This is a genomic window from Herbidospora cretacea (assembly GCF_001570605.1).
In the GTDB taxonomy this organism is placed as follows: domain Bacteria; phylum Actinomycetota; class Actinomycetes; order Streptosporangiales; family Streptosporangiaceae; genus Herbidospora; species Herbidospora cretacea.
Window position 1 is genome coordinate 145,425 of record NZ_BBXG01000006.1, and the last position, 21,303, is coordinate 166,727.

The 21,303-nt window shown below is 71.4% G+C and carries 23 protein-coding genes; 10 read left to right on the top strand and 13 right to left on the bottom strand.

Going from position 1 to position 21,303, the window contains the following annotated elements:
• Positions 1-4 precede the first annotated feature (4 nt).
• Genes AW270_RS13380 through AW270_RS13405 form a run of 6 tightly spaced genes read right to left on the bottom strand, consistent with a single transcriptional unit; the run spans position 5 to position 4,607 of the window.
• Positions 5-778 (bottom strand): urease accessory protein UreD, encoded by a 774-nt coding sequence (locus AW270_RS13380; protein ID WP_061294490.1) that lies wholly within the window; start codon positions 776-778, stop codon positions 5-7.
• Positions 775-1,464: an urease accessory protein UreG gene (ureG, locus tag AW270_RS13385; RefSeq protein ID WP_061294492.1), complete on the bottom strand. Its 690-nt coding sequence runs from the start codon at positions 1,462-1,464 to the stop codon at positions 775-777. The genes AW270_RS13380 and ureG overlap by 4 nt, the downstream gene beginning before the upstream one ends.
• A complete protein-coding gene (locus AW270_RS13390; protein ID WP_245674697.1) occupies positions 1,454-2,266 on the bottom strand; it encodes an urease accessory protein UreF in 813 nt (270 codons plus the stop codon). The genes ureG and AW270_RS13390 overlap by 11 nt, the downstream gene beginning before the upstream one ends.
• Positions 2,267-2,276: 10 nt before the next feature.
• The gene (locus AW270_RS13395) at positions 2,277-3,989 is read right to left on the bottom strand and encodes an urease subunit alpha (RefSeq protein ID WP_061294496.1); all 1,713 of its coding nucleotides are present in this window, start codon (positions 3,987-3,989) and stop codon (positions 2,277-2,279) included.
• On the bottom strand, positions 3,982-4,308 hold the full coding sequence (locus AW270_RS13400; RefSeq protein ID WP_061294498.1) for an urease subunit beta: 327 nt from the start codon (positions 4,306-4,308) through the stop codon (positions 3,982-3,984). The genes AW270_RS13395 and AW270_RS13400 overlap by 8 nt, the downstream gene beginning before the upstream one ends.
• Entirely contained in the window at positions 4,305-4,607 is a 303-nt protein-coding gene (locus AW270_RS13405; protein ID WP_061294500.1) for an urease subunit gamma, read from the bottom strand. Before AW270_RS13405 ends, AW270_RS13400 begins: the two co-directional genes overlap by 4 nt.
• A gap of 230 nt (positions 4,608-4,837) precedes the next feature.
• Here AW270_RS13405 and urtA point away from each other — a divergent pair, with 230 nt between their 5' ends.
• The 5 genes from urtA to urtE are packed head-to-tail and all read left to right on the top strand — an operon-like array spanning position 4,838 to position 9,504.
• The gene (urtA, locus tag AW270_RS13410; protein WP_061294502.1) at positions 4,838-6,064 is read left to right on the top strand and encodes an urea ABC transporter substrate-binding protein; all 1,227 of its coding nucleotides are present in this window, start codon (positions 4,838-4,840) and stop codon (positions 6,062-6,064) included.
• Between the two features lie 60 nt (positions 6,065-6,124).
• The gene (gene urtB, locus AW270_RS13415) at positions 6,125-6,991 is read left to right on the top strand and encodes an urea ABC transporter permease subunit UrtB (RefSeq protein WP_061294825.1); all 867 of its coding nucleotides are present in this window, start codon (positions 6,125-6,127) and stop codon (positions 6,989-6,991) included.
• A complete protein-coding gene (gene urtC, locus AW270_RS13420) occupies positions 6,988-8,070 on the top strand; it encodes an urea ABC transporter permease subunit UrtC (RefSeq protein WP_061294504.1) in 1,083 nt (360 codons plus the stop codon). Before urtB ends, urtC begins: the two co-directional genes overlap by 4 nt.
• The gene (urtD, locus tag AW270_RS13425; protein WP_061294506.1) at positions 8,067-8,828 is read left to right on the top strand and encodes an urea ABC transporter ATP-binding protein UrtD; all 762 of its coding nucleotides are present in this window, start codon (positions 8,067-8,069) and stop codon (positions 8,826-8,828) included. Before urtC ends, urtD begins: the two co-directional genes overlap by 4 nt.
• The gene (gene urtE / locus AW270_RS13430; protein WP_061294507.1) at positions 8,815-9,504 is read left to right on the top strand and encodes an urea ABC transporter ATP-binding subunit UrtE; all 690 of its coding nucleotides are present in this window, start codon (positions 8,815-8,817) and stop codon (positions 9,502-9,504) included. The genes urtD and urtE overlap by 14 nt, the downstream gene beginning before the upstream one ends.
• Positions 9,505-9,647: 143 nt before the next feature.
• Here the strand turns inward: urtE and AW270_RS13435 are convergent, their stop codons facing one another.
• Entirely contained in the window at positions 9,648-10,121 is a 474-nt protein-coding gene (locus AW270_RS13435) for a PaaI family thioesterase (protein ID WP_157521927.1), read from the bottom strand.
• Positions 10,122-10,145: 24 nt separating this feature from the next.
• On the opposite strand from AW270_RS13435, the gene AW270_RS13440 reads away from it, so the two are divergent.
• A complete protein-coding gene (locus tag AW270_RS13440) occupies positions 10,146-11,501 on the top strand; it encodes an aminotransferase-like domain-containing protein (RefSeq protein WP_218009208.1) in 1,356 nt (451 codons plus the stop codon).
• On the opposite strand, the gene AW270_RS13445 is transcribed toward AW270_RS13440, so the two are convergent.
• On the bottom strand, positions 11,440-12,393 hold the full coding sequence (locus AW270_RS13445; RefSeq protein WP_061294509.1) for a GNAT family N-acetyltransferase: 954 nt from the start codon (positions 12,391-12,393) through the stop codon (positions 11,440-11,442). The two genes, AW270_RS13440 and AW270_RS13445, sit on opposite strands and share 62 nt — an antisense overlap.
• A gap of 42 nt (positions 12,394-12,435) precedes the next feature.
• Entirely contained in the window at positions 12,436-12,678 is a 243-nt protein-coding gene (locus AW270_RS13450; protein ID WP_061294828.1) for a DUF2630 family protein, read from the bottom strand.
• Positions 12,679-12,866: 188 nt separating this feature from the next.
• On the opposite strand from AW270_RS13450, the gene leuA reads away from it, so the two are divergent.
• Positions 12,867-14,582 carry a 2-isopropylmalate synthase gene (gene leuA / locus AW270_RS13455; RefSeq protein WP_061294511.1) on the top strand — a complete coding sequence of 572 codons (1,716 nt, stop codon included), beginning with the start codon at positions 12,867-12,869 and terminating at the stop codon, positions 14,580-14,582.
• Positions 14,583-14,717: 135 nt separating this feature from the next.
• On the opposite strand, the gene AW270_RS13460 is transcribed toward leuA, so the two are convergent.
• Positions 14,718-15,812 (bottom strand): NAD(P)/FAD-dependent oxidoreductase, encoded by a 1,095-nt coding sequence (locus AW270_RS13460; RefSeq protein WP_169807313.1) that lies wholly within the window; start codon positions 15,810-15,812, stop codon positions 14,718-14,720.
• Positions 15,813-15,882: 70 nt separating this feature from the next.
• Between AW270_RS13460 and AW270_RS13465 the strand changes: the two genes are divergently transcribed.
• On the top strand, positions 15,883-16,776 hold the full coding sequence (locus AW270_RS13465) for a Gfo/Idh/MocA family protein (protein ID WP_061294515.1): 894 nt from the start codon (positions 15,883-15,885) through the stop codon (positions 16,774-16,776).
• Here AW270_RS13465 and AW270_RS13470 read toward each other — a convergent pair.
• The 3 genes from AW270_RS13470 to AW270_RS13480 form a co-directional block, all read right to left on the bottom strand.
• Positions 16,767-17,945 carry an esterase-like activity of phytase family protein gene (locus AW270_RS13470; RefSeq protein ID WP_061294517.1) on the bottom strand — a complete coding sequence of 393 codons (1,179 nt, stop codon included), beginning with the start codon at positions 17,943-17,945 and terminating at the stop codon, positions 16,767-16,769. The genes AW270_RS13465 and AW270_RS13470 overlap by 10 nt on opposite strands.
• Positions 17,946-17,979: 34 nt before the next feature.
• On the bottom strand, positions 17,980-18,969 hold the full coding sequence (locus AW270_RS13475; RefSeq protein ID WP_063819206.1) for a Glu/Leu/Phe/Val family dehydrogenase: 990 nt from the start codon (positions 18,967-18,969) through the stop codon (positions 17,980-17,982).
• 178 nt (positions 18,970-19,147) lie between these two features.
• Complete coding sequence (locus AW270_RS13480) at positions 19,148-19,822, bottom strand: TetR/AcrR family transcriptional regulator (protein ID WP_061294521.1); 675 nt, start codon at positions 19,820-19,822, stop codon at positions 19,148-19,150.
• Positions 19,823-19,926: 104 nt separating this feature from the next.
• On the opposite strand from AW270_RS13480, the gene AW270_RS13485 reads away from it, so the two are divergent.
• Positions 19,927-20,397, top strand: a complete 471-nt coding sequence (locus AW270_RS13485) for an SRPBCC family protein (RefSeq protein ID WP_061294523.1) — start codon at positions 19,927-19,929, stop codon at positions 20,395-20,397.
• Positions 20,394-21,299 carry an NAD-dependent epimerase/dehydratase family protein gene (locus tag AW270_RS13490; RefSeq protein ID WP_061294525.1) on the top strand — a complete coding sequence of 302 codons (906 nt, stop codon included), beginning with the start codon at positions 20,394-20,396 and terminating at the stop codon, positions 21,297-21,299. The genes AW270_RS13485 and AW270_RS13490 overlap by 4 nt, the downstream gene beginning before the upstream one ends.
• Positions 21,300-21,303 lie beyond the last annotated feature (4 nt).

Below are 21,303 nucleotides of genomic sequence, written 5' to 3' on the forward strand. Positions count from 1 at the left end.
CACCCTAGGGGAGAACCCGGCCCTCGCCCCACGAGAGCCGCCGACGGAGTTCGACGGCGTCCCCGGCGAGCGCGGAGACGAGAGTGCCGGGACCGGCGAGAGGGAGCACCGCGACCCCCTCGGCCACTTCGGCCTCTCTCGGTTCGCTCTTGGGCTCGGCCACCCCGGTTTCGGCCGGGGAGGTCCCGTGGCTGCGGGGGGCCGCAATCAGGGTGCTGCCGACGCAGCGGGCCGTGCCGAACACCGCCGGGCTGCCGTCGATCGCGGGGTCGCCGACGACGAACTCCTGGCGGAGCAGGGGACGGCCGCCGACCGTCGCGTCGAAGCGGGAGTGGCAGCGGCCCGGCTGCTCGCCGTGGCGGCCGAAGACGATCTCCTCGCGCCAGAACAGCTCGGCGTCGTCGGCCAGGTCGACGGTGGTGGTCATGGCGTGGTCGCAGCCCGCCGCCAGGACCGTCGGTTCGGGGGAGAAGACCAGGGCGGCGCCGGAGGCCACGGACACGTGGATCTCCATCAGGGAGCGGCCGGCGCCGGGGAGCACCAGCGTGCTGGCGATGGAGCGGACGGTCAGGGAGGTTCCCTCGGCCACCTCGACGTCCAGGCGGAAGTGGTCGCCGCCCAGGGGGCCCGCGCCGGTGCTGACCAGGTGGATCTCGCCGGGGGCCGTCTGGCGCAGGGTCAGCGGCGGGTCGGAGCGCATGGTCTCGATCCGGGTGAGGCCCCGGTCGTCCAGGCCCGTGCGGAGCACCGCACGGGCCCGGACCAGCGCCTTCTTCATGCCAGGTAGCTGTGCGAGTGGGGCGTGCCGTGTTCGTGCTGCCAGGAGCCGACGACGCCGGCGACCCATTCGGCGACCGAGTGGGCGCCCCGGTCCTCGCGGATCGAGGTGAACAGCACCGGTTTGCCGTCGCGGACCGCCGCCGCGTCGCGGGACATGACCGTGAGGTCGGCGCCGACCATCGGGGCGAGGTCGGTCTTGTTCACCACCAGCAGGTCGGCGGAGGTCACCCCCGGGCCGCCCTTGCGGGGGACCTTGTCGCCGCCCGAGACGTCCAGGACGAAGATCTGCCGGTCCGCCAGGCCCCGGCTGAACGTCGCGGTCAGGTTGTCGCCGCCCGACTCGACGATCACCAGGTCGAGTGGGCCGAAGCGTTCCTCCAGCGTCTCGACGGCGTCGATGTTGGCGGCGATGTCGTCGCGGATCGCGGTGTGCGGGCAGCAGCCCGTCTGCACGGCCATGATCCGGTCGGGGTCGATGACGCCGGCCCTGCGCAGGAAGTCGGCGTCCTCGGTCGTGTAGATGTCGTTCGTCACCACACCCAAGCGGAGCGAGGGGCCCAGGCTCCGGCAGAGCGCCGCGGTGAGAGCGGTCTTGCCGCTCCCGACCGGGCCGCCGATCCCGAGGCGCAGCGCCCGGCCGTGCCCGTCGGGCGCGTCGTGGTGGTCATCGTGGTTAGCTGACAAAGAGCCTTACCTCCGTACGTAGGTGCTGTTCGGCCAGCAGATCGAGAGCGGGGGCGGCGTGCGCGGGTAGCGCGGACCAGTCGTGCTGTTCGGCGATGACCGAGTCATAGGGGAGCCCGGCCAGGACGTGGTGGACGGTCACCGGGTCGAGGCCCAGCAACCGCACCGCCGCCGTGGCCGCGCCGGTGACGGACGTGTACGCGGCCGCCATGGCGGCCTGTTCCGGCGTGCAGCCCGCCGCGTGGGCGGCGGCGCCCAGGGCGATCGGATGGTGCGCGCCGTCGGGGAGGGCTCTGGCCAGGCCGGTCAGGACCGGGGCAGGCCAGATGCGCCTGGCGGTCCTGATCAGCAGGCGGCCCTGGGTGCGGCTGGCCAGCCGCTGGGCGGGCGAGGCGATCCGGGCGTCGGCCTCGGCGTCGAGCAGCCGCCAGGCGGCTCCGGCATCGGCTGTCGGGGCGCTGTCGGTCGGTGACTCGATGTCCGGATCGATGTCCGGAAATTTCGGTGCATGGGCTGCCGCGCAGGCGGACCACGCCAGGGCCGCCGCCACCCGGCCCGCCGTCGCGAGCCGGCCCCGGAGGAACCGCGCCAGGTCCTCGGGGCCGGAGATCGCGCCGGTGCGGCAGGCCTCCTCCGCGCCGCCCGAATGGGCGTGGCCGCCCGCGGGCAGCCGCGAGTCGGCGAGCAGCAGGAGACCGGCCAGCCCGTGCATGGCGGGCATCCCGGAGGACGCCGCGGGTGCCGGCGGCGTCGTGGACTCCGCGCCGTTCAACGCGGGTCCTCCGGGGGCCGTTCCGTCCATCGCCGTCGTCCTAGAAGAGGAAGTAGCGCTGGGCCATGGGCAGGACCTCGGCCGGGGCCGGTTCGATCAGTTCGCCGTTCACCTTCACGGCGAAGGTGTCGGGGTTGACCTCGATGTCCGGGAGGGCGTCGTTGAGGGGCATCGACTCCTTGCCCCGGGACCGGACGTCGGCCACGCCCACCAGCCTCCGGTTGACCCTCAGGCGGTCGGCGAGGTCGCCTTCGAGGGACAGCGGGGCGACGAAGTGGACCGAGGTCTGGGAGGGCGCCGCGCCGTACGCGCCGAACATCGGCCTCGGGAGGACCGGCTGCGGGGTCGGGATGGACGCGTTGGCGTCGCCCATCTGGGCGTAGGCGATCATGCCGCCCTTGACGACCAGGTCGGGCTTGACGCCGAAGAACGCCGGGCTCCACAGCACCAGGTCGGCCAGCTTGCCGACCTCCACGGAGCCGACCTCGGCGTCGAGGCCGTGGGCGATCGCCGGGTTGATGGTGTATTTGGCGACGTACCGGCGGGCTCTGAGGTTGTCGGCCACGCCCTCCAGGGCGCCGCGGCGCTTCTTCATGACGTGGGCGGTCTGCCAGGTCCGGATGATCGTCTCGCCGACGCGGCCCATGGCCTGGGAGTCGGAGCCGATCATCGAGATGGCGCCGAGGTCGTGCAGGACGTCTTCGGCGGCCATCGTCGTCGGGCGGATGCGGGACTCGGCGAAGGCCAGGTCCTCCGGGATCGACGGGTTCAGGTGGTGGCAGACCATGAGCATGTCGAGGTGCTCGTGGTGGGTGTTGACCGTGTGGGGCCGCGTCGGGTTGGTCGACGACGGCAGGATGTTGCGCTCGCCCGCGACCTTGATGATGTCGGGGGCGTGGCCGCCTCCGGCGCCCTCGGTGTGGTAGGCGTGGATGCTCCGCCCGGCGATGGCCGCCAGCGTCGACTCGACGAAACCGGCCTCGTTGAGGGTGTCGGTGTGGATGGCGACCTGCACGCCGGTCGCGTCGCAGACCTTCAGGCACGCGTCGATCGCGGCGGGGGTGGTGCCCCAGTCCTCGTGGAGCTTGAAGCCCGACGCGCCGGCCCGCAGCTGCTCCAGCAGCGCTTCCTCGCTGACGGTGTTGCCCTTGCCGAGCAGCGCGACGTTGACGGGCATGCCGTCCATCGCCTCCAGGATGCGGCCCACGTACCAGGCGCCGGTGACGGTGGTCGCCTTGGTGCCCTCGGCGGGGCCGGTGCCGCCGCCGACCAGGGTGGTGACGCCGCTGGCCAGGGCCTCGTCGACGATCTGGGGGCAGATCAGGTGGACGTGGGAGTCGACCGCCCCGGCCGTGACGATCTTGCCGTTGCCGGCCAGGATCTCGGTCGAGGGGCCGATCACCAGGTCGGGGTGGACCCCGTCCATCGTGTCGGGGTTGCCGGCCTTGCCGATGGCGACGATCCGGCCGTCGCGCACGCCGATGTCGGCCTTGACGACGCCCCAGTGGTCGAGGATGACCGCCCCGGTGATGACCAGGTCGGGGGCTCCCTCGGCGCGGGTGGCGCGGGCTTGGCCCATCGACTCGCGGATCACCTTCCCGCCGCCGAACACCGCCTCGTCGCCGGCCCCGGCCGGGCCCATGGCCAGGTCCTCGGTGACCTCGATGAACAGGTCGGTGTCGGCCAGGCGGATCTGGTCGCCGACCGTGGGGCCGTAGAGGGCGGCGTAGCGAGCTCTGGTGATTTCAGGCATGCGGGCTCCCGTCGAGAGGGCCGGCCCATTCGGAGCGCAGGCCCGGCACGACCCGGTGTCCGGCGATGGGCACCAGCGTGACGTCGCGCTCGACGCCCGGCTCGAACCTGATCGCGGTGCCCGCGGGCACGTCGAGGCGGTGCCCCCACGCGGTCTCGCGGTCGAACTCCAGCCCCGGGTTGGCGGCGGCGAAATGGTAGTGGGAGCCCACCTGGATGGGCCGGTCCGCGGTGTTGACCACGCGCACGGTCACCCGCTCACGCCCCGGGTTCAGCGGGACGGGCGTGGCGCCGGGGACGATCTCTCCGGGAACCGTCATGAGATCGGGTGGTGGACGGTGACGAGTTTGGTGCCGTCGGGGAAGGTCGCCTCGATCTGCACCGAATCCAGCATTTCGGGCACGCCCTCCATCACGTCCTGGCGGCGCAGGACCTTGCGGCCGGCGTCCATGAGTTCGGCGACGGACTGTCCGTCACGGGCCCCTTCGAGCAGGAACGAAGCGATGAGGGCGGTGGCCTCCGGATGGTTGAGCCGCAGGCCACGGTCCATCCGGTCGCGCGCGACGCCGGCCGCGACGTGAATGAGCAGGCGTTCCTGCTCGTGTGGGGTGAGCCGCATGGCCGGACCCTAAGAAAGATCGGTTTCGACGGCGTTTCCGCGCGATGACGGCGGCGTTTCCGAACTTCGGGGGGCGCCGAACCATGATAGCGCGGCCCGGCGCCTTACTTCATTGAGTGATGTTTCGGTAATCGGCTATTAACCTCCCCGATTTTCCCGGGAAATCGCACTCGATCACCTTTGCGGCAGATGGGTCGGTGCGGGGGCCGTATCGGCAAGGAGGAAAGTCATTGCGCAACGTATTCTTACGCACTACTGCAGCCGCGGGGCTGGTACTGGTTCTGGCGGCGTGCGGTGGTGAACCGACCGAGAGCGCGGCCGGTGGCGGCGCCGCGAGCGGCGACACCATCAAGGTCGGCCTGCTGCACTCGCTGAGCGGCACGATGGCCATCAGCGAGGTCACGGTCCGCGACGCCGAGCTCCTCGCGATCGAGGAGATCAACGCCGCGGGCGGCGTGCTCGGCAAGAAGCTCGAACCGGTCGTGGAGGACGGCGCCTCCGACTGGCCCACCTTCGCCGAGAAGGCCAACAAGCTGATCAGCCAGGACAAAGTCGCCACGGTCTTCGGCGGCTGGACCTCCGCCTCACGCAAGGCGATGCTCCCGGTGTTCGAACGCCACAAGGCGCTGCTCTGGTATCCGGTGCAGTACGAGGGCCTGGAGTCGTCCCCGTACATCTTCTACACCGGCGCGACGACCAACCAGCAGATCATCCCCGGGCTCGACTACCTCAAGGAGCAGGGGAAGACCAAGATCTTCCTGGTCGGCAGCGACTACGTCTTCCCGCGCACGGCCAACAAAATCATCAAGGCCTACGCCGCCGCCAACGGAATGACGGTCCTCGGCGAGGAATACACCCCGCTGGGCCACACCGAATACTCGACTTTGACCAACAAGGTCGTCCAGGCGAAGCCCGACGCGGTTTTCAACACGTTGAACGGCGACAGCAACGTGGCCTTCTTCAAGCAATTGAAGAGCGCCGGCGTGACGGCCGAGTCGATGCCCGTCCTCTCGGTTTCCGTGGCCGAGGAGGAGGTCACCGGAATCGGCGTCGACAACATCGTGGGTCACCCGGTGGCGTGGAACTACTACCAGACCACCGAGAACGCGGCGAACTCGAAGTTCGTCGCCGCCTTCAAGGCCAAGTACGGCGCCGCGAAGGTCACCTCCGACCCGATGGAGGCCGGCTACAACGCGGTCTACCTGTGGGCCGAGGCGGCCAAGAAGGCCGGCACGGTCGAGGTCGAGGCGGTCAAGAAGGCCTCCGGAGGGATCGCGCTGGAGCGTCCCGAGGGCCTGGTGACCATCGACGGCGAGACGCAGCACATGTACAAGACGGCCCGCATCGGCATCATCCAGCCCGACGGGCTGATCAAGGAGGTCTGGAACTCGGGCGAGCCGATCAAGCCCGACCCCTACCTGAAGTCGTATCCGTGGGCCGGGAGCCTCGCCTCCTGACGCCGCTCTTCCCGGGGCGCCCGCGTGCGCCCCGGGTCGTTCTTCCAGAAAGGGGGCAGGGTGGAGGGAATCCTCAACCAGCTGCCGATCGGGCTGTCGATCGCGGCGGTCCTGCTGCTCATCGCGCTGGGCCTGACGTTCACGTTCGGCCAGATGGGCGTGATCAACATGGCCCACGGCGAGTTCATCATGGCCGGGGCGTACACGGCCTACCTGCTGCAGGGCTTCGCCGACCGGAACGCGGTGCTCGTGGCGCTGCCGGTGGCGTTCCTGGTGGCCGGGCTGATGGGGCTGATCCTCGAACGGGCGGCGATCCGGCACTTCTACGGACGCCCGCTCGACACCCTGCTGCTGACCTGGGGTGTCTCGCTCGTCCTCCAGCAGGTCGCGCGTGACCTGTTCGGCGCGCCCAACGTGCAGGTGCAGTCGCCGACGTGGCTGCAGGGGTCGCTGGGGCCGATGCCGTACAACCGGATGTTCATCCTGCTGCTGGCGGTCGGCTCGGTCGTGGCGATCTGGGTCTACATGAACCGGAGCGCGCAGGGGCGGCGGATGCAGGCCGTGATGCAGAACCGGCAGCTCGCCGCGACCAGCGGGATCAACACCGGCCGGGTCGACCAGCGGACCTTCTTCATCGGGTCGGGGCTGGCCGGGATCGCCGGGGTCGCCCTCACCCTCATCGGGCCCGTCGGGCCGACGCTCGGCACCTACTACATCGTCGACGCGTTCCTCGTGGTCGTCGCGGGCGGGCTCGGGCAGCTCCGCGGGGCGGTCATCGCCGCGCTCGCGCTGGGGCTGCTGAACTCGTACGCGGAGTTCTGGACCAACGCCAGCCTGGCCAAGGTCATCGTCTTCGTGGTGATCATCGCCTTCCTCCAGTTCCGGCCGCAGGGCCTGTTCGTCCTCCGTTCAAGGGCGCTGACATGACAGCCACACTCGAGAAGCCCCCCGTCACCGAGGCCCCCGTCAAGGAACCGCGCGACTGGCGCGGGCCCGCCCTCTTCGCGCTCGTCGCGGTCATCGGGCTCGTGGTCATGCCGCTGGTGCTGGAGCCGTTCCGGCTCGGGCTGCTGGCCAAGTACCTCACCTACGCGATCGTCGCCCTCGGCATCGGCCTGGCCTGGGGCCAGGGCGGCATGCTGACCCTCGGGCAGGGGGTGTTCTTCGGCCTCGGCGGCTACGCGATGGGCATGCACCTCAAGCTCAACGACGCCGGGGACGGCCTGCCCGACTTCATGGTCTGGAGCGGCGTCGAGACGCTGCCCGCCCTCTGGGAGCCGTTCCGCAACCCGGTCTTCGCCATCGCCATGGTGGTGGTCGTGCCGGGGGCGATCGCCTGGCTGCTGGGCACGCTCGTGTTCCGGCAACGGGTGCGCGGCGCCTACTTCGCGATCCTGACCCAGGCCCTCGCCGCCGCCATGGTGATCCTGCTCGTCGGGCAGCAGGGGCTGACCGGCGGCACCAACGGCCTCACCAACTTCTTCGAGTTCTTCGGCCAGGACGTCGCGGCCGACTCGACCCAGCGAGGCCTCTACTTCACCGTGGCGATCGTGCTCGGCGTCCTGTTCCTCGGGGCCTGGCAGCTCCAGCGCTCCCGGTTCGGCCGCCTGCTGCTCGCGGTCCGGGACGGCGAGGACCGGGTGCGGTTCCTCGGCTACAACCCGGCCACCGTGAAGACGATCACGTTCACCCTCTCGGCGGTCATGGCGGGCATCGCGGGCGCCCTGTTCGTGCCGATCGTGGGGATCATCTCGCCGGCGCTGCTGGGCGTCGTGCCGTCCCTCGAACTGGTGGTGGCCGTCGCGATCGGCGGGCGGTTCGCGCTCGCCGGGGCGGTGCTCGGCGCGGTCCTGATGGGCTACGCCAAGACCTACTTCAGCGAGGAACTGCCCGACGCCTGGCTCTACCTCCAGGGCGCGCTGTTCATCCTGGTCATCGGCCTGGCGCCCAAGGGCATCATCGGCATCATCTCCTCGCTCCGGCGCAGGAAGGAGGCGGCGGCATGACCGCGCTGCTGGAGGTCCGCGACGTCTCGGTCGTCTTCGACGGGTTCCGGGCGCTCGACGGGGTGAACTTCACCGTCGACCACGGCGAACTCCGCTTCCTGATCGGCCCGAACGGCGCCGGCAAGACCACCCTGATCGACATCATCACCGGGCTGACCAAGCCGACCACCGGGACCGTCAGCTTCGACGGCGCGGTCGTCAACGGCAAGCGGGAGCACCAGCGGGTCAGGCTCGGCATCGGCCGGACCTTCCAGACCTCGGTGGTCTTCGAGGAGCTCACCGTCCTGGAGAACCTCGACCTGGCCGCCTCGTTCCGCAAGCCGCTGGCCTCGCTGCTGGCCAGGCGCAAGGGGATCACCGAGAAGGTCGCCCAGGCGCTGGAGACGACCGGTCTCGGGGAGCTCGCGCAGAAGAAGGCGGGGGTGCTCTCCCACGGTCAGCGGCAGTGGCTGGAGATCGGCATGCTGATCGCCCAGGGCCCCCGGCTCCTTCTCCTGGACGAACCCGTCGCCGGCATGTCGTCGGAGGAGCGCGTCAGGACCGGCGACCTGCTCACCGAGATCGCCAGGGACCACACGGTCATCGTGATCGAGCACGACATGGACTTCCTGCGGCGTTACGCCTCCACCGTGACCGTCCTCCATGAGGGAAAACTCCTGATAGAGGGCTCGGTGGACGAGGTGCGGGCCGATCCGCGGGTACAAGAGGTCTATCTGGGTCGCGCGCGCGAGGAGGCCGCACACGATGTTGTCGGTTGACAGTCTGGAGGCCGGATACGGCCGCGCCCGGGTGCTGTTCGGCGTCGGCCTGGCGGTCGAGCCGGGCCAGCTGGTCTGCGTCATGGGCCGCAACGGGGTCGGCAAGACCACCCTGCTCAACACGATCATGGGCGTCATCCCGGCGACCGCCGGGACCGTCACCTTCGAGGACCACGACGTCACGAAGATGAAGCCCCACGAGAGGGTCAAACTGGGCATGGGGTACGTCCCCCAGGGCCACGAGACCTTCCCCCAGCTCAGCGTCCTCGGCAATCTGCTGGTGACGCTGGAGGCGTCCGGGAACCCCCAGTCGGCGCTCGACGAGGCGCTCGACGTGTTCCCCCGCCTCAAACCGCTGCTGAAGCGCAAGGCGGGCTTCCTGTCCGGCGGCCAGCAGCAGCAACTCGCCATCGCACGGGCCCTGGTGACCAGGCCGAAGCTCCTGATCCTCGACGAGCCGACCGAGGGCATCCAGCCCTCGATCATCATCGAGATCGAGGAGGCGATCGAGACGCTGCACGCGTCCGGCATCGCCGTCCTGCTGGTGGAGCAGTACCTGGACCTGGCCATGCGGCTGGCCGATCGCTACGTGATCCTCGACGGAGGCCACGTCGTCCACGCCGGGACGGCCGCCGACCTCCAGGGAGAGGAGGCCCGCCGACTCCTGGCCGTCTGACCGTTCTTGACAGTTCTCAGTAACGGCGCAGCTCAACGGCTCGAAGCGGGGTAGCGTCTAAGTCAGGACCCGTCGGGGCTCTCCCGGACTTGGTGGCACAGTCCGGGCCGTCCCGGCGGGTCCCCTTTTTGTGCGCACGGGAGCTACCGGCCGGTGGCCTGATCCCCGCGCAGCGTCATGACCGTGCTGGTGACCATGGCGGCCGGTTTCCCGTCGGCCCGCTGGATCTCGCACGCGTAGTGGGTGATCGTCCGCCCTCGGTGCGCCGGGCGGGCCGTGGCGGTCAGCGGGCCGCCCCACACCGGCCGCAGGAAGACCGCACGGATGTCGACGCTGGTGAACGACTCACCCGCCTCGACGAGCGTGGAGTGGGCGGTGCCGATGGCCGCGTCGGCCAGCTCCACGAGGAAGCCGCCGTGGACGGTGCCCTGCTGGTTGCCGTGCGCGTCAGGGTCGGCCGTCACCCTGACCTCGGCGAACCCCGGCCCGATCCCGGTGACCCGGAACCCCAGCAGCCGGGAGATCGCGGTGGGATGGCGCAGGTGGGTCCGGTCGCCCGGTTCGAGGGTCCCGGCCAGCTCGCGCCGCAGGTAGTCCAGGACGGACAGGTCTGTCATGGGTGCGATGCTAGGAACGTGGGAGTGGTGCGATCAAAGAATTGTCCTAGGTACAAGACCATCGCCACCGAGCTCGCCGAGGCCATCCACAGCGGCGCGCTGCCCCCGGGCGCCCGGCTGCCGACCCACCGCGACCTGGCCCGCGACCACGGCGTGGCCATCGCCACGGCCTCCCGGGTCTACGCCGAACTCGCCGCCGCCGGCCTGGTCACCGGCGAGACCGGCCGGGGGACCTTCGTCCGCGACCGGAGCGGCTACGGCGGCCTCGAACCCCGCCGCCTGCGCCCCGGCGATCGGGTCGCCGATCTGACCTTCAGCCAGCCCACCGGCGCGGACCTGGGCGACCTTCTCCGCCACGCCCTCCGCGACCTGTCGGGCCGGGGCGCCCTCGACGCCCTGATGCGGCAGCAGCCCCCGGGCGGCCGGACCGCCGACCGGGCCGCGATGGCGACCCACCTGCTCGACCGGGGGATCGACGTCCCGCCCGCGAACGTGCTGCTCACCGCGGGCGCCCAGCACGCCCTGGACGTGGCGCTGAGCGCCCTCACCGGCCCCGCCTCGGTGATCGGCGTGGACCCGCTGACCTATCCCGGGGTCAAGCTCGTCGCCGAGGCCCGCCACCTGCGCCTGGCGGCGTTCCGGGACCTCAGCCACCTTGAGGCGCTGCTGGCCACGAGCCGGATCGCGGCCCTCTACCTGATGCCGACCCTGCACAACCCGATCGGCCACGTGCTCGACCTCGCCGACCGGGAGCGGATCGTGGCGCTCGCGCGCGCCCACGACCTGCTCCTGGTGGAGGACGGCACGCACGCCTTCCTGGCCCCGGACGCCCCGCCGCCGCTGCTCACCCTGGCTCCCGAGCGCACGCTCCACGTCGGCGGCCTGTCCAAGAACCTGGCCACCGGCCTGCGGATCGGCTACCTCGTCGCGCCGGACGCCTGCCTCCCCGCGCTCACCCGGCTGCTGCGCGTCTCGACCTGGGGGACGCCCCCGCTCATCGCAGAACTGGCGACCCGCTGGCTCCGCGACGGCACGGTGGCCGAGCTGGAGGGGCGTCACCGCGCCGACGCCCGCCGCCGCCAGGAGATCGCCCTCCGCGAGCTGGGCGACCTCGGCTGGCGGGCCCACCCCGGCTCGTCGTTCGGCTGGCTGCCCCTCCCGGAGGAGACCCGCGCCGACGCGGTCGCCGCCGAACTGGCCGGCCGGGGCATCCTCGTCTCACCGTCCGAGGCCTTCGCGGTGCCGCCCTACGCCGCCAGCGGGCTGCGGCTGGCGCTCGCGAACCCGCCCGTGGAAGATCTCGCGGCGATCCTGCGGGTCATACACGCAGTTCCCACTCGTGCCACACGTCCAGGAGCTCGTAGCCCAGCCGCTCGTTGATGGCGACCATCGGGCCGTTGGCGACCGCGTTCCAGGTGATCACCCGGGTGAGGTCGGGGCGCGAGCGCTTCAGCCAGGCCGTGTTGGCCTCCTTGACCCACCTCGCGAGGCCGCGGCCCCGGTGGGCGCGGACCACGGCGGTGTCGGTCTGCCGGGCCCAGCCGTCCGACTCCGCCCGGTGGGCGAACAGGCGGGTGAAAGCGGCGGCGGTGCCGTCGTCGGCGCGGGCGATCACGGTGTAGACGTCCTGATCGGCCAGTTCCCAGGCGTCCTCCATCGCCTTGAGGTCGCCGGGGGACCAGAACTCCTCGTTGACCGCCAGGTCGTCGAGGGGGGCGTCGTTCATCGTCTCCATGAACGTGATCATCTCGGCGATCGACGGCTCGGGCGTGCGGCCCCGCAGGAACTCCAGCCGATAGCCGGGGACCTTCCGCTCCGGCGCGGCGAAACGGGTGAGGTCGAGCACCCTCCGGGCCTGGGTGGCGACCTCGCGCATGCCCTTGGCCCGCGCGAACGCCTCGCCGGGGCCCGCCTCGGCGACCTCCACGAGCAGCATCTCGCGCTGGTGGGCGCGGGCCCGCCCGGCGGCGTGGGCCAGCAGGGCGCTGCCCACCCCCCGTCGCCGCGCGCCGGGCGCCACCTGGAGGAACCGGATCAGCGCCAGGTGGGTGTTGTCCTGGTCGGGCAGGTGGAACGTCACGCCGCCGACGACCCGGCCGTCGTCGAGCGCGAGCCAGGTCTCGGCGGGAACCGGGCGCCAGCCGCGCTCGGCGAGCAGCCGGAACAGGTGGGCGGGCACCCGGGGACCGGGCACCGCCCAGTCGGCCGCGAGCGCGTGGTATTCGGCGAGCCTGCCGGGCTCGGCCGCGAAATCGAGGGGGACGATGTCCATGGACCCCAGTCCACCCCTGCGATCGCCGTAAAGCGACCGGATTTACTGCTGGTAGCCCTCGACCTCGGAGACCGGACGGGCCACCGCGCCGTCGGGGTTCTCGCCGATGCCGCGCCTGGCCCGCCGCTGGCGGAGCAGGTCCCAGCACTGGTCGAGGGACTCTTCCAGGGCCTTGATGCGGCCGCGGTCGTCGGTGGTGGCCTCGCCGCTGGAGATGCGGGAGCGGAGCTGATGCTCCTCGTCGATCAGATCGCCGATGCGGCCGAGAATCTCTTTGTCCTGCATGATCCCCACTCTAGGGGCCGTCTCGCGGAGGCCACTCGCCGGGCTCTGATAGCCTCGATCCCATGCTGCGCTGGCTGCTCCTCCTTAGCCGCCGCGACGAGGGCCTGTAACAGGCCGGCTCCCTCGTCGCGGTGCGAGTCACGCGCGTCGGCCACGTCCTGTGATGTGACCCCAACGAGGAGCCTCGAATGTACCCCCGGCAACAGCCCAGCCCCATGCCCTTCCGGCGCTACACGCCCTTCACCCCCGTCGCCCTCGACGACCGCACCTGGCCGTCGAAGGTGATCGAGCAGGCCCCCCGCTGGTGCGCGGTCGACCTGCGTGACGGCAACCAGGCCCTGATCGACCCGATGGACTCCACCCGCAAGCTGAAGATGTTCGAGCTGCTGGTGCAGATGGGCTACAAGGAGATCGAGGTCGGGTTCCCGGCGGCCTCGCAGACCGACTACGACTTCGTCCGCAAGATCATCGAAGAGGGCCGCATCCCCGACGACGTGGTCATCCAGGTGCTGACCCAGGCGCGGCCCGAGCTGATCGAGCGGACCTACGAGTCGCTGCGCGGGGCCAAGCAGGCCATCGTCCACCTCTACAACTCCACCTCCACCCTGCAGCGCCGCGTCGTGTTCGGGCTGGACAAGGAGGGCATCACCGCCATCGCGGTCGAGGGCGCCAAGCTGTGCAAGAAGCTGGCCGACGACATGGCGGGCCAGACCGAGATCTACTTCGAATACTCGCCGGAGTCCTACACGGGCACCGAGCTGGAGTACGCCGTCGAGGTCTGCGACGCCGTCAACGACGTCTGGCAGCCGACCCCCGACCGCAAGGTGATCATCAACCTGCCGGCCACGGTCGAGATGGCCACCCCCAACGTCTACGCCGACTCGATCGAGTGGATGCACCGCAACCTGCGCTACCGCGACTCGATCGTGCTGTCGCTGCACCCCCACAACGACCGGGGCACCGCCGTGGCCGCCGCCGAGCTGGGCTACATGGCCGGGGCCGACCGGATCGAGGGCTGCCTGTTCGGCAACGGCGAGCGCACCGGCAACGTCTGCCTGGTCACCCTGGGGATGAACCTGTTCTCGCAGGGCGTCGACCCCGAGGTCGACATCTCCGACATCGACGAGGTGCGGCGGATCGTCGAATACTGCAACCAGCTGCCCGTCCACCCGCGTCACCCGTGGGGCGGCGAGCTCGTCTACACCGCGTTCTCCGGCTCCCACCAGGACGCGATCAAGAAGGGCTTCGAGCACCTGGAGCGCGACGCCGCGGCGGCGGGCGTGCCGGTCGACGAGTACGCCTGGGCGGTGCCCTACCTGCCGATCGACCCGAAGGACATCGGCCGGACCTACGAGGCGGTCATCCGGGTCAACAGCCAGTCGGGCAAGGGCGGCGTGGCCTACATCATGAAGGCCGACCACCAGCTCGACCTGCCCCGGCGGCTGCAGATCGAGTTCTCCCGCGCGGTCCAGGCCCGCACCGACGCCCAGGGCGGCGAGGTCACCCCGGCACAGATGTGGGAGGCGTTCACCGACGAATACCTGCCCAACCCGGCCAACCCGTGGGGCCGCGTCGGCCTGCTGGCCCACCGCAACGTCGCGGCGGTCGACGACAAGGACGCGATCAGCGTCGACGTCCGGCTGGAAGGCCAGATCCGCGAGATCCACGGCACCGGCAACGGCCCGATCTCGGCGTTCTGCGACGCGCTGGGCACGCTGGGGATCGACGTGCGGGTCCTCGACTACACCGAACACGCCATGAGCGGCGGCGCCGACGCCAAGGCGGCCTCCTACGTGGAGACCGAGATCGACGGCAGGGTCCTGTGGGGGGTCGGCATCGACGCCAACACCACGACCGCGTCCCTGAAGGCGATCATCTCGGCGGTCAACCGCGCGAACCGCTGAGACGGATCAAGCGCGGGGCCGCTCCGGTCCCGCGCTTTTTTCTTTCTCCGTTACGGCTCCGCCTGCCACGGCGCCGCCCGCCGTCCCGGGTCCGCGCCGCAGCCGGCGCCGACCGGCCGCGCCGCGGCGTCGCCGTCACGCGAAACGGGCCGGGGACAGGCCCGCCGGGGGACTCTCCAGGCCGAGGACCATCTCGGCGCAGACGCGGCCGACCGCCGGGGAGATCGCGAAGCCGTGGCCGCCGAAACCGGCCGCCACGTAGAGCCCGTCGGGCCCGGCGGGGCCGATGACCGGGGCGAGGTCGGGCGTGATGTCGTAGCAGGCGGCGTACGACTGGGCGAAGACGACGTCGGGGAAGGCCGGGAAGCGGGTGGTGAACCTGGCCGCCGCGCGTTCGAGCTCGACGTCGGTCGCCTTGTTGAGGTAGCCGTCGGGGGCGATCAGCTCGTCGGCCGTGTGGGAGCCGATGAGCAGGCGGCCGTGGTTCTCGTGGCGGACGTACTGCATGCCGAGCAGGTCGGTGAAGGCGGGGACCGGGCCGATCGGGGCGCCGGGGGCGGCCACGACGATGGGTTCGCGGATCGCGCCGATCGGCAGGGCCACGCCCACCTGCTCGACCAGGTCGGCGGTCCAGGCTCCGGCGGCGACGATCACGGTGCGGGCGCCGACCACGCGGCCGTCGGCCAGGCGTACACCCGAGATCGACGAGGAGTCGCCCAGGAGGGCGGCGACCCGGGTGTGCTCCAGGACGCGCGCGCCGCCGCGCTGGGCCGCCTCGGCGAAGTGGCGGCAGGTGGCGATCGGGTCGCCGTGGCCGCCGCGCGGTTCGAAGGCGAAGGCGGCGAAGTCCTTGGTCTCCAGGCCGGGCCACAGGGCCGTGACGTCGTCGTGGGTGACCGTGGCGACGTCGACGCCGAGGTCCTGACGCCGGGCCACGTTGTCGCGCAGGGCCGCCGCGCCGTCCTCGCCGACGCCCACGACGTGGCCGGTCTGCTGGAACCCCAGGCCGGGGTGGCGTTCGAAGAAGCGGGTGCCCTCCCAGGCCATCGCGGTCAGGGTGGGGCAGTCGTAGTGGCAGCGGACCAGGCCGCTCGACTTGGCGGTGCCGCCGGAGCCGGTGGTCCGGCGCTCCAGGACCAGCACGTCGCGCTGCCCTCGGGCGGTCAGCGCGGCGGCGATCGACAGGCCCTCCAGCCCGCCCCCGATGATCACCACAGCGTGGGAGCTCATGGCGGGAAGTGAACAGGTGGCACATTGCCCCCATGTGGCCCGCCGGTTTCCGATGGGTAACCTTCGGGCCATGAAGATCGCAATGATCGGTCTGGGGTCGATCGCCCGGAAGGCGTACCTGCCGGTGCTCAGCGCCGTCGACGGGGCCGAGCTCGTGCTCTGCACCCGCGACCCCGAGACGCTCCGTGAGCTGGGCGACGCCTACCGCGTGCCCCGGCGGCACACCTCGGTGACCGAGGCGATCGCCGGGGGAGTGGACGCCGCGTTCGTGCACACCGCCACCGAGTCGCATCCGGCGATCGTGACCGAGCTGGTCGAGGCCGGCGTGCCGGTCTTCGTGGACAAGCCGCTCTCCTACCGGCTCGACGAGGCCGAGGCGCTGGTCGAACTGGCCCGCGACCGGGGCGTCCCGCTCATGGTCGGCTTCAACCGCCGGTACGCCCCCGGCCTCACCGCCCTCAGGGAGCTCCCGCGCGACCTGGTCATCCTGCAGAAGAACCGGCACACCCGGCCGGAGGAGCCGCGCCGGATGGTCTACGACGACTTCATCCACGTCGCCGACACCCTGCGGTTCCTGGTCCCCGGCGAGGTCACCGAGACCTCGGTACGGGTCCGCACGCAGGGGAGCCTGCTGGAGCACGTCGTGCTCGAACTGTCCGGCGACGGGTTCACCGCCCTCGGGATCATGTCGCGGGTGAGCGGCCAGACCGAGGAGACCTGCGAGGTCATCGGCCGGGGCGAGAAGCGCAAGGTGCTCGACCTCGGCGACGAGGTCACCTTCACCGAGGACGGCGAGACCAGGCTGCGGCGTCCCGACTGGGTCTCGGTCGGGACGCAGCGCGGTTTCACCGGCGCGTGCCTGGCGTTCCTGGGCGCGGTCGGCGAGGGCAGGCTGCTCGACGCGGGCGACGCGCTGGAGACGCACCGCCTGTGCGAGCGGATCGTCGAACGGGCTCAGCGGTAGACACGGCGGTCCGCGCCGAGGCCCCTGGCCAGCCTGACGGTGATGAACTCGGTGTCGTCGGGCACGCCGGGGGCGCGGCCGCTCGACGACGGGAAGTTGTTGTCGGCCAGGACGCCGAGGGTGCGGTCGCCGAGGACGACGAGGTCCTCGATCGTCTCGAACGGGAAGGTGAAGGTCGCCGGGAAGCCGCCGATCCGCCGGGGGTTGGCGAGGTCCATCAGGTCGGCGACCTGCCGCTTGTCCGTCGTCCCGTCCTTCCTCAGGGTGACCAGGAAGATCTTCTTGAAGACGGCGGCGGCGCCCTGGCCGCTGTCGCGCTCGATCACCAGGAAGCGCTCGCGGCCGACCGCGGCGAAGTCGCCGACGGCGTGGGCGGCGGAGTCCAGCGGGTAGGTCCAGCGCCTGCCGGTGTAGGCGCGCCCGCGCAGGTCGAACTCGTTGATCCGCAGCGAGGTCGCCGGGTCGCCGGTGACGGGGCCCTCCAGCAGCGGGTAGAGCGTCGTGCCGTCGACCGACCGGGCCAGGCCCTCGAAGCCCCTGCTGACGCCGAGGTTCGGGGCCGCGCCGTCCAGGTGGGGGTGCTGCGGCGACCGGACGCCGGGCAGCGCGATCGGCGCCTCCAGTAGCCGGCCCCCGGCGTCGGCGTGCAGCAGGAATGGGCCGAACTCGTCGCCGAACCAGAACGTGCCGTCGGCGGTCCGCACGACCGACTCGACGTCGAAGTCGGCGCCGGTCAGCCTGCGGTCGGCCCGGGTCAGCGCGAACGGCGCCTTCCCGGCCGGGTCGCTCAGGTCGAACCCGCCGAGCACCGTGACGGTGTTCCTCCGGAAGTCCGGCCTGATGTGGTGCACGCGCAGGACGAAGTCGGCGCTGTTCGCCTTGGTGCCGAAACCGTTGTCCGACATCGCCAGGAAGGTGCCGTCGCCGTTGCGCACGACCCCCGAGAAGCCCTGCACCGGCTGACCCGGGAACGGCGCGGTGACGCCGTTCACGGGCGTGGTGCCCAGCGCGGAGCCGGACGGCTCGCTGGCCGGCACGTAGGTCAGCGCCGGCAGCGACGCGAAACCGGTCAGCGTGGCGCGGCCGAACGGCTCCCCGTGGCGCGGGTTCCCCGCCGCGACGGCCGTGGCCAGCGCGGCGGCGGTCAGGACGACGATCGTTTTCCTCATGAACCCGCTACCGGTGCCCGCTCTGGTGAAGGTGTCAGACGCTTCTCGACCGGCAGGCGTCGGCCACCCGGCCGACGGCGATCACATGGGCAGCCTGGCGCAGCGTCAGGCCTTTGTCACGTGACAACGCCCTGACGGCGCGGTAGGCGGGTTCCAGGTGCTCGCGCAGCCGGGAGCCGAGGTCGCCGAGCCCCCACTCGCTGTGCGAGGCGATGGCGCCCCCGGCGTTGGCCAGGAGGTCGGGCACGACCACACACCCCTTCCCGGCCAGGATCTGGTCGGCCGCCGGGGTGACCGGGCCGTTGGCGGCCTCGACGACCGTCCGGGCCCGCACGCCGGTGGCGTTGTGGGCGGTGACGCCGCCCTCGGTGAGGACGAGCACGTCGGCGTCGGCGGTCAGCGCAGTGGTCGACGCAGTGCCGTGGAGCACGAAACCGGTCGCGGCGAGCGTGGCCGTGACCGCGTTCGCGACCCCGCCCGAACCGTGGACCGCCACGGTCCGGCCGTCGCCCGGGCCGAGCAGGACCCGCACCCCGAGTGCGACCGCCTCGGCCAGGTCGGGCCCGGTGGTCGGGAAGGGCATGTCCCGGCCGACGAGCGGCTGGATCTCGTGGGTGTAGCGGCGGGTGAGCCGTTCGAGCTCGCGCTCGGTCAGGCCGGCCGGGTCGACGGCCACCCCGCCCTTCGCGCCTCCGTAGGGCAGCCCGGTCAGGGCGCACGTCCAGGTCAGGCCCATGGCCAGGGCGGTGACCTCGTCGAGGTCGGTGCCGGGATGGAACCGCACCCCGCCCTTCGCCGGGCCGCGCGACAGGTTGTGCTGGACCCGGTAGCCCTCGATCACGTCGATCCGGCCGTCTTCCCGGCGGACCGGGACCGAGACGGTCAGCGAGCGGCGGGGCGTGGCGAGGAGCTGGTGCAGGCCCTCGTCCAGAGAGAGGAAGCGGGCGGCCTCGGCGAGGTGGTGCTGGGCCGAGGCCAGCGGCGCTGCCGCTGATCGTGCCGACGACACTGTCGGGATTTCCATGACGGTCATAGCTGGTGGTGCCTCTCGGATTGATCATCCGTCGCCATTGACGGGTGATGTCCACCATTGTCCGGAAGTTCGATCACGGCGATGTCCCATATGCGGACTTGATCGCCGTTTTTTCGTGGAGCCTGGATCCACTATCGCACCGCTTTGGTCACGTTCGGTGAACGGGGTGTTACAAGCCGAGGTATCTCGCCAGGGATCGCATGCCGTGGTCGAAGAACTCGCGACGGTGCGTGATCGTGTTGTCGAACTGGCCGAACAGCTCGAAGCTGACCGCGCCGAACAGGGCCGTCCAGGCGGTGACCGCGCGGGTGACCGCGTCGTCGGAGACGCCGGGCATGACGGCCCTGATCGCCTCGATGTCCGGGCCGATCGCGGCTGGGGGAGGCGGGGCGAGGTCCGGCGGGGTGGGCCGGGCGTCGGAGATGATCCGGCCGCAGACGAGGGTCGTGCGCAGGGCGGGGGCGACGGTGTCGGCGGGGGCCTGGTAGCCGGGCACCGGGGAGCCGTAGAGCAGGGCGTATTCGTGCGGCCGGGCCACGGCGAAGTCACGGACGGCGTGGCAGAGGGCCAGCCAGCGCTCGGCGGGAGGGTCGCCCGCCCGCTGGGACGCCTCCGCCGCCTCTCCGAGGGCGGTGTAGCCGTCGATGATCAAGGCAGTGAGCAGGTCGTCCTTGGTCGGGAAGTAGCGGTGGATGGCCGAGGACGCCATGCCCATCTCGCGCGCGATCGCCCGCAGCGACAGGCCGGCGGCGCCCTCTCGCGCCAGGTGGGTGCGGGCGATGTCGGTGATCTCCCGGACCATCTCGGCCCTGACGCGTTCCCGTGCGGTCCTCGCTGCGCTCATCTCCGCAGCTTAACAGAGCGGCGTACAGAAAAGAGAGCAGTGCTCTTGACGAGCGATGCTCAAAAGAGAGAGCATTGCTCACAGAAGAGAGAAGGAGTCCGGGAATGACCTCCCTGAACGATCTGCACACCGGCTACGCCATGCAGGGCCGCATCGACGAGCGGGCGCCGGTCCGCAACACCTCGTCGATCGAGATCGACGCGCCCGCCGAGAAGGTCTGGGCCCTGCTGTCCGACCTGCGGGGCTGGGAGCGCTGGTGGCCGGAGCACAAGGTGCTCGACCTGGGCGCGATCACCCCCGGCGCGACCTTCCGGTGGCGGCTGGGCGGGGTGAGGATCCGCTCCCGGTTCGCCGTCGTGACCGAGGGGCGTGAGCTGACCTGGAGCGGGGTCGTGCTCGGCGTCTACAAGGCGGTCGACCGCAACCTCGTCGAGGCGCTGCCCGGCGGGCGCACCCGCGTGACCATCTCCGAGTCGCTGGCCGGACCGCTGGCCGGGCTGCTGTACCCCGCCGCGAAGCTCCGCGTCGGGCACGAACGCTTCCTCACCGCGATCAAGAAAGAGGCCGAGAAATGAGACACGTCGTCATCGGGGCCGGCCAGGTCGGCGGCCAGCTCGCGGAGCTGCTGCTCGGGCAGGGTCACCAGGTCGTCCAGATCTCCCGGTCGGGCGGCGGCGCGCCGGGGGCCGAGAGGGTCGCGCTCGACGCGTCCGACGCCGAGGCCATGGTCAGGGCCACGCAGGGGGCCGACGTCATCTACAACTGCGTCAACCCGCCCTACCACCGCTGGCCGATCGACTGGCCGCCGATGCACGCCGCGATGATCCGCGCCGCCCAGGAGTCCGGCGCCGGGCTGGTCATCCTGGGCAACCTGTACGCCTACGGCCCCGTCTCCGGCCCCATGACCGAGGACCTGCCGCTCGCGGCCACCCACGTCAAGGGCAGGGTCCGGGCCGAGATGTGGGAGCAGGCCCTGGCCGCCGGCATCCGCACCACCGAGATCCGCGGCTCCGACTACTTCGGCCCGGGGTCGACCGGCGAGGCCTACCTGACCATGCAGGTCATCCGGCCCGCCGCCGAGAACCGGCCGGTGGTCGTGCTGAGCGACCCCGATGTGCCCCACTCGTGGACCTACCTGCCCGACGTGGCACGCGCGCTGGTCGTCGCGGGCGCCGACGAGCGGGCGTGGGGGCGGCCCTGGCACGTGCCGACGTCGGGGGCGCTGACCTTCCGGGAGGTCGCCGAGCGGGCCGCGCTGCTGGCCGGGGCCAGGAAGCCGCGCATCGTGAAGGTGCCGAGGGCGGTGTTCCACGCCATGGGCTGGACCTCGCCGAAGATGAAGGGGCTGCGCGAGACCCTCTACCAGTTCGAGGCTCCGTTCGTGCTCGACTCCTCCGACTTCGAGACGACGTTCGGCCTGGCGCCGACCCCTGTCGACGAGGCCCTGGTGGCGTCCATCGCGAAAGAGCCGGTATGACTAG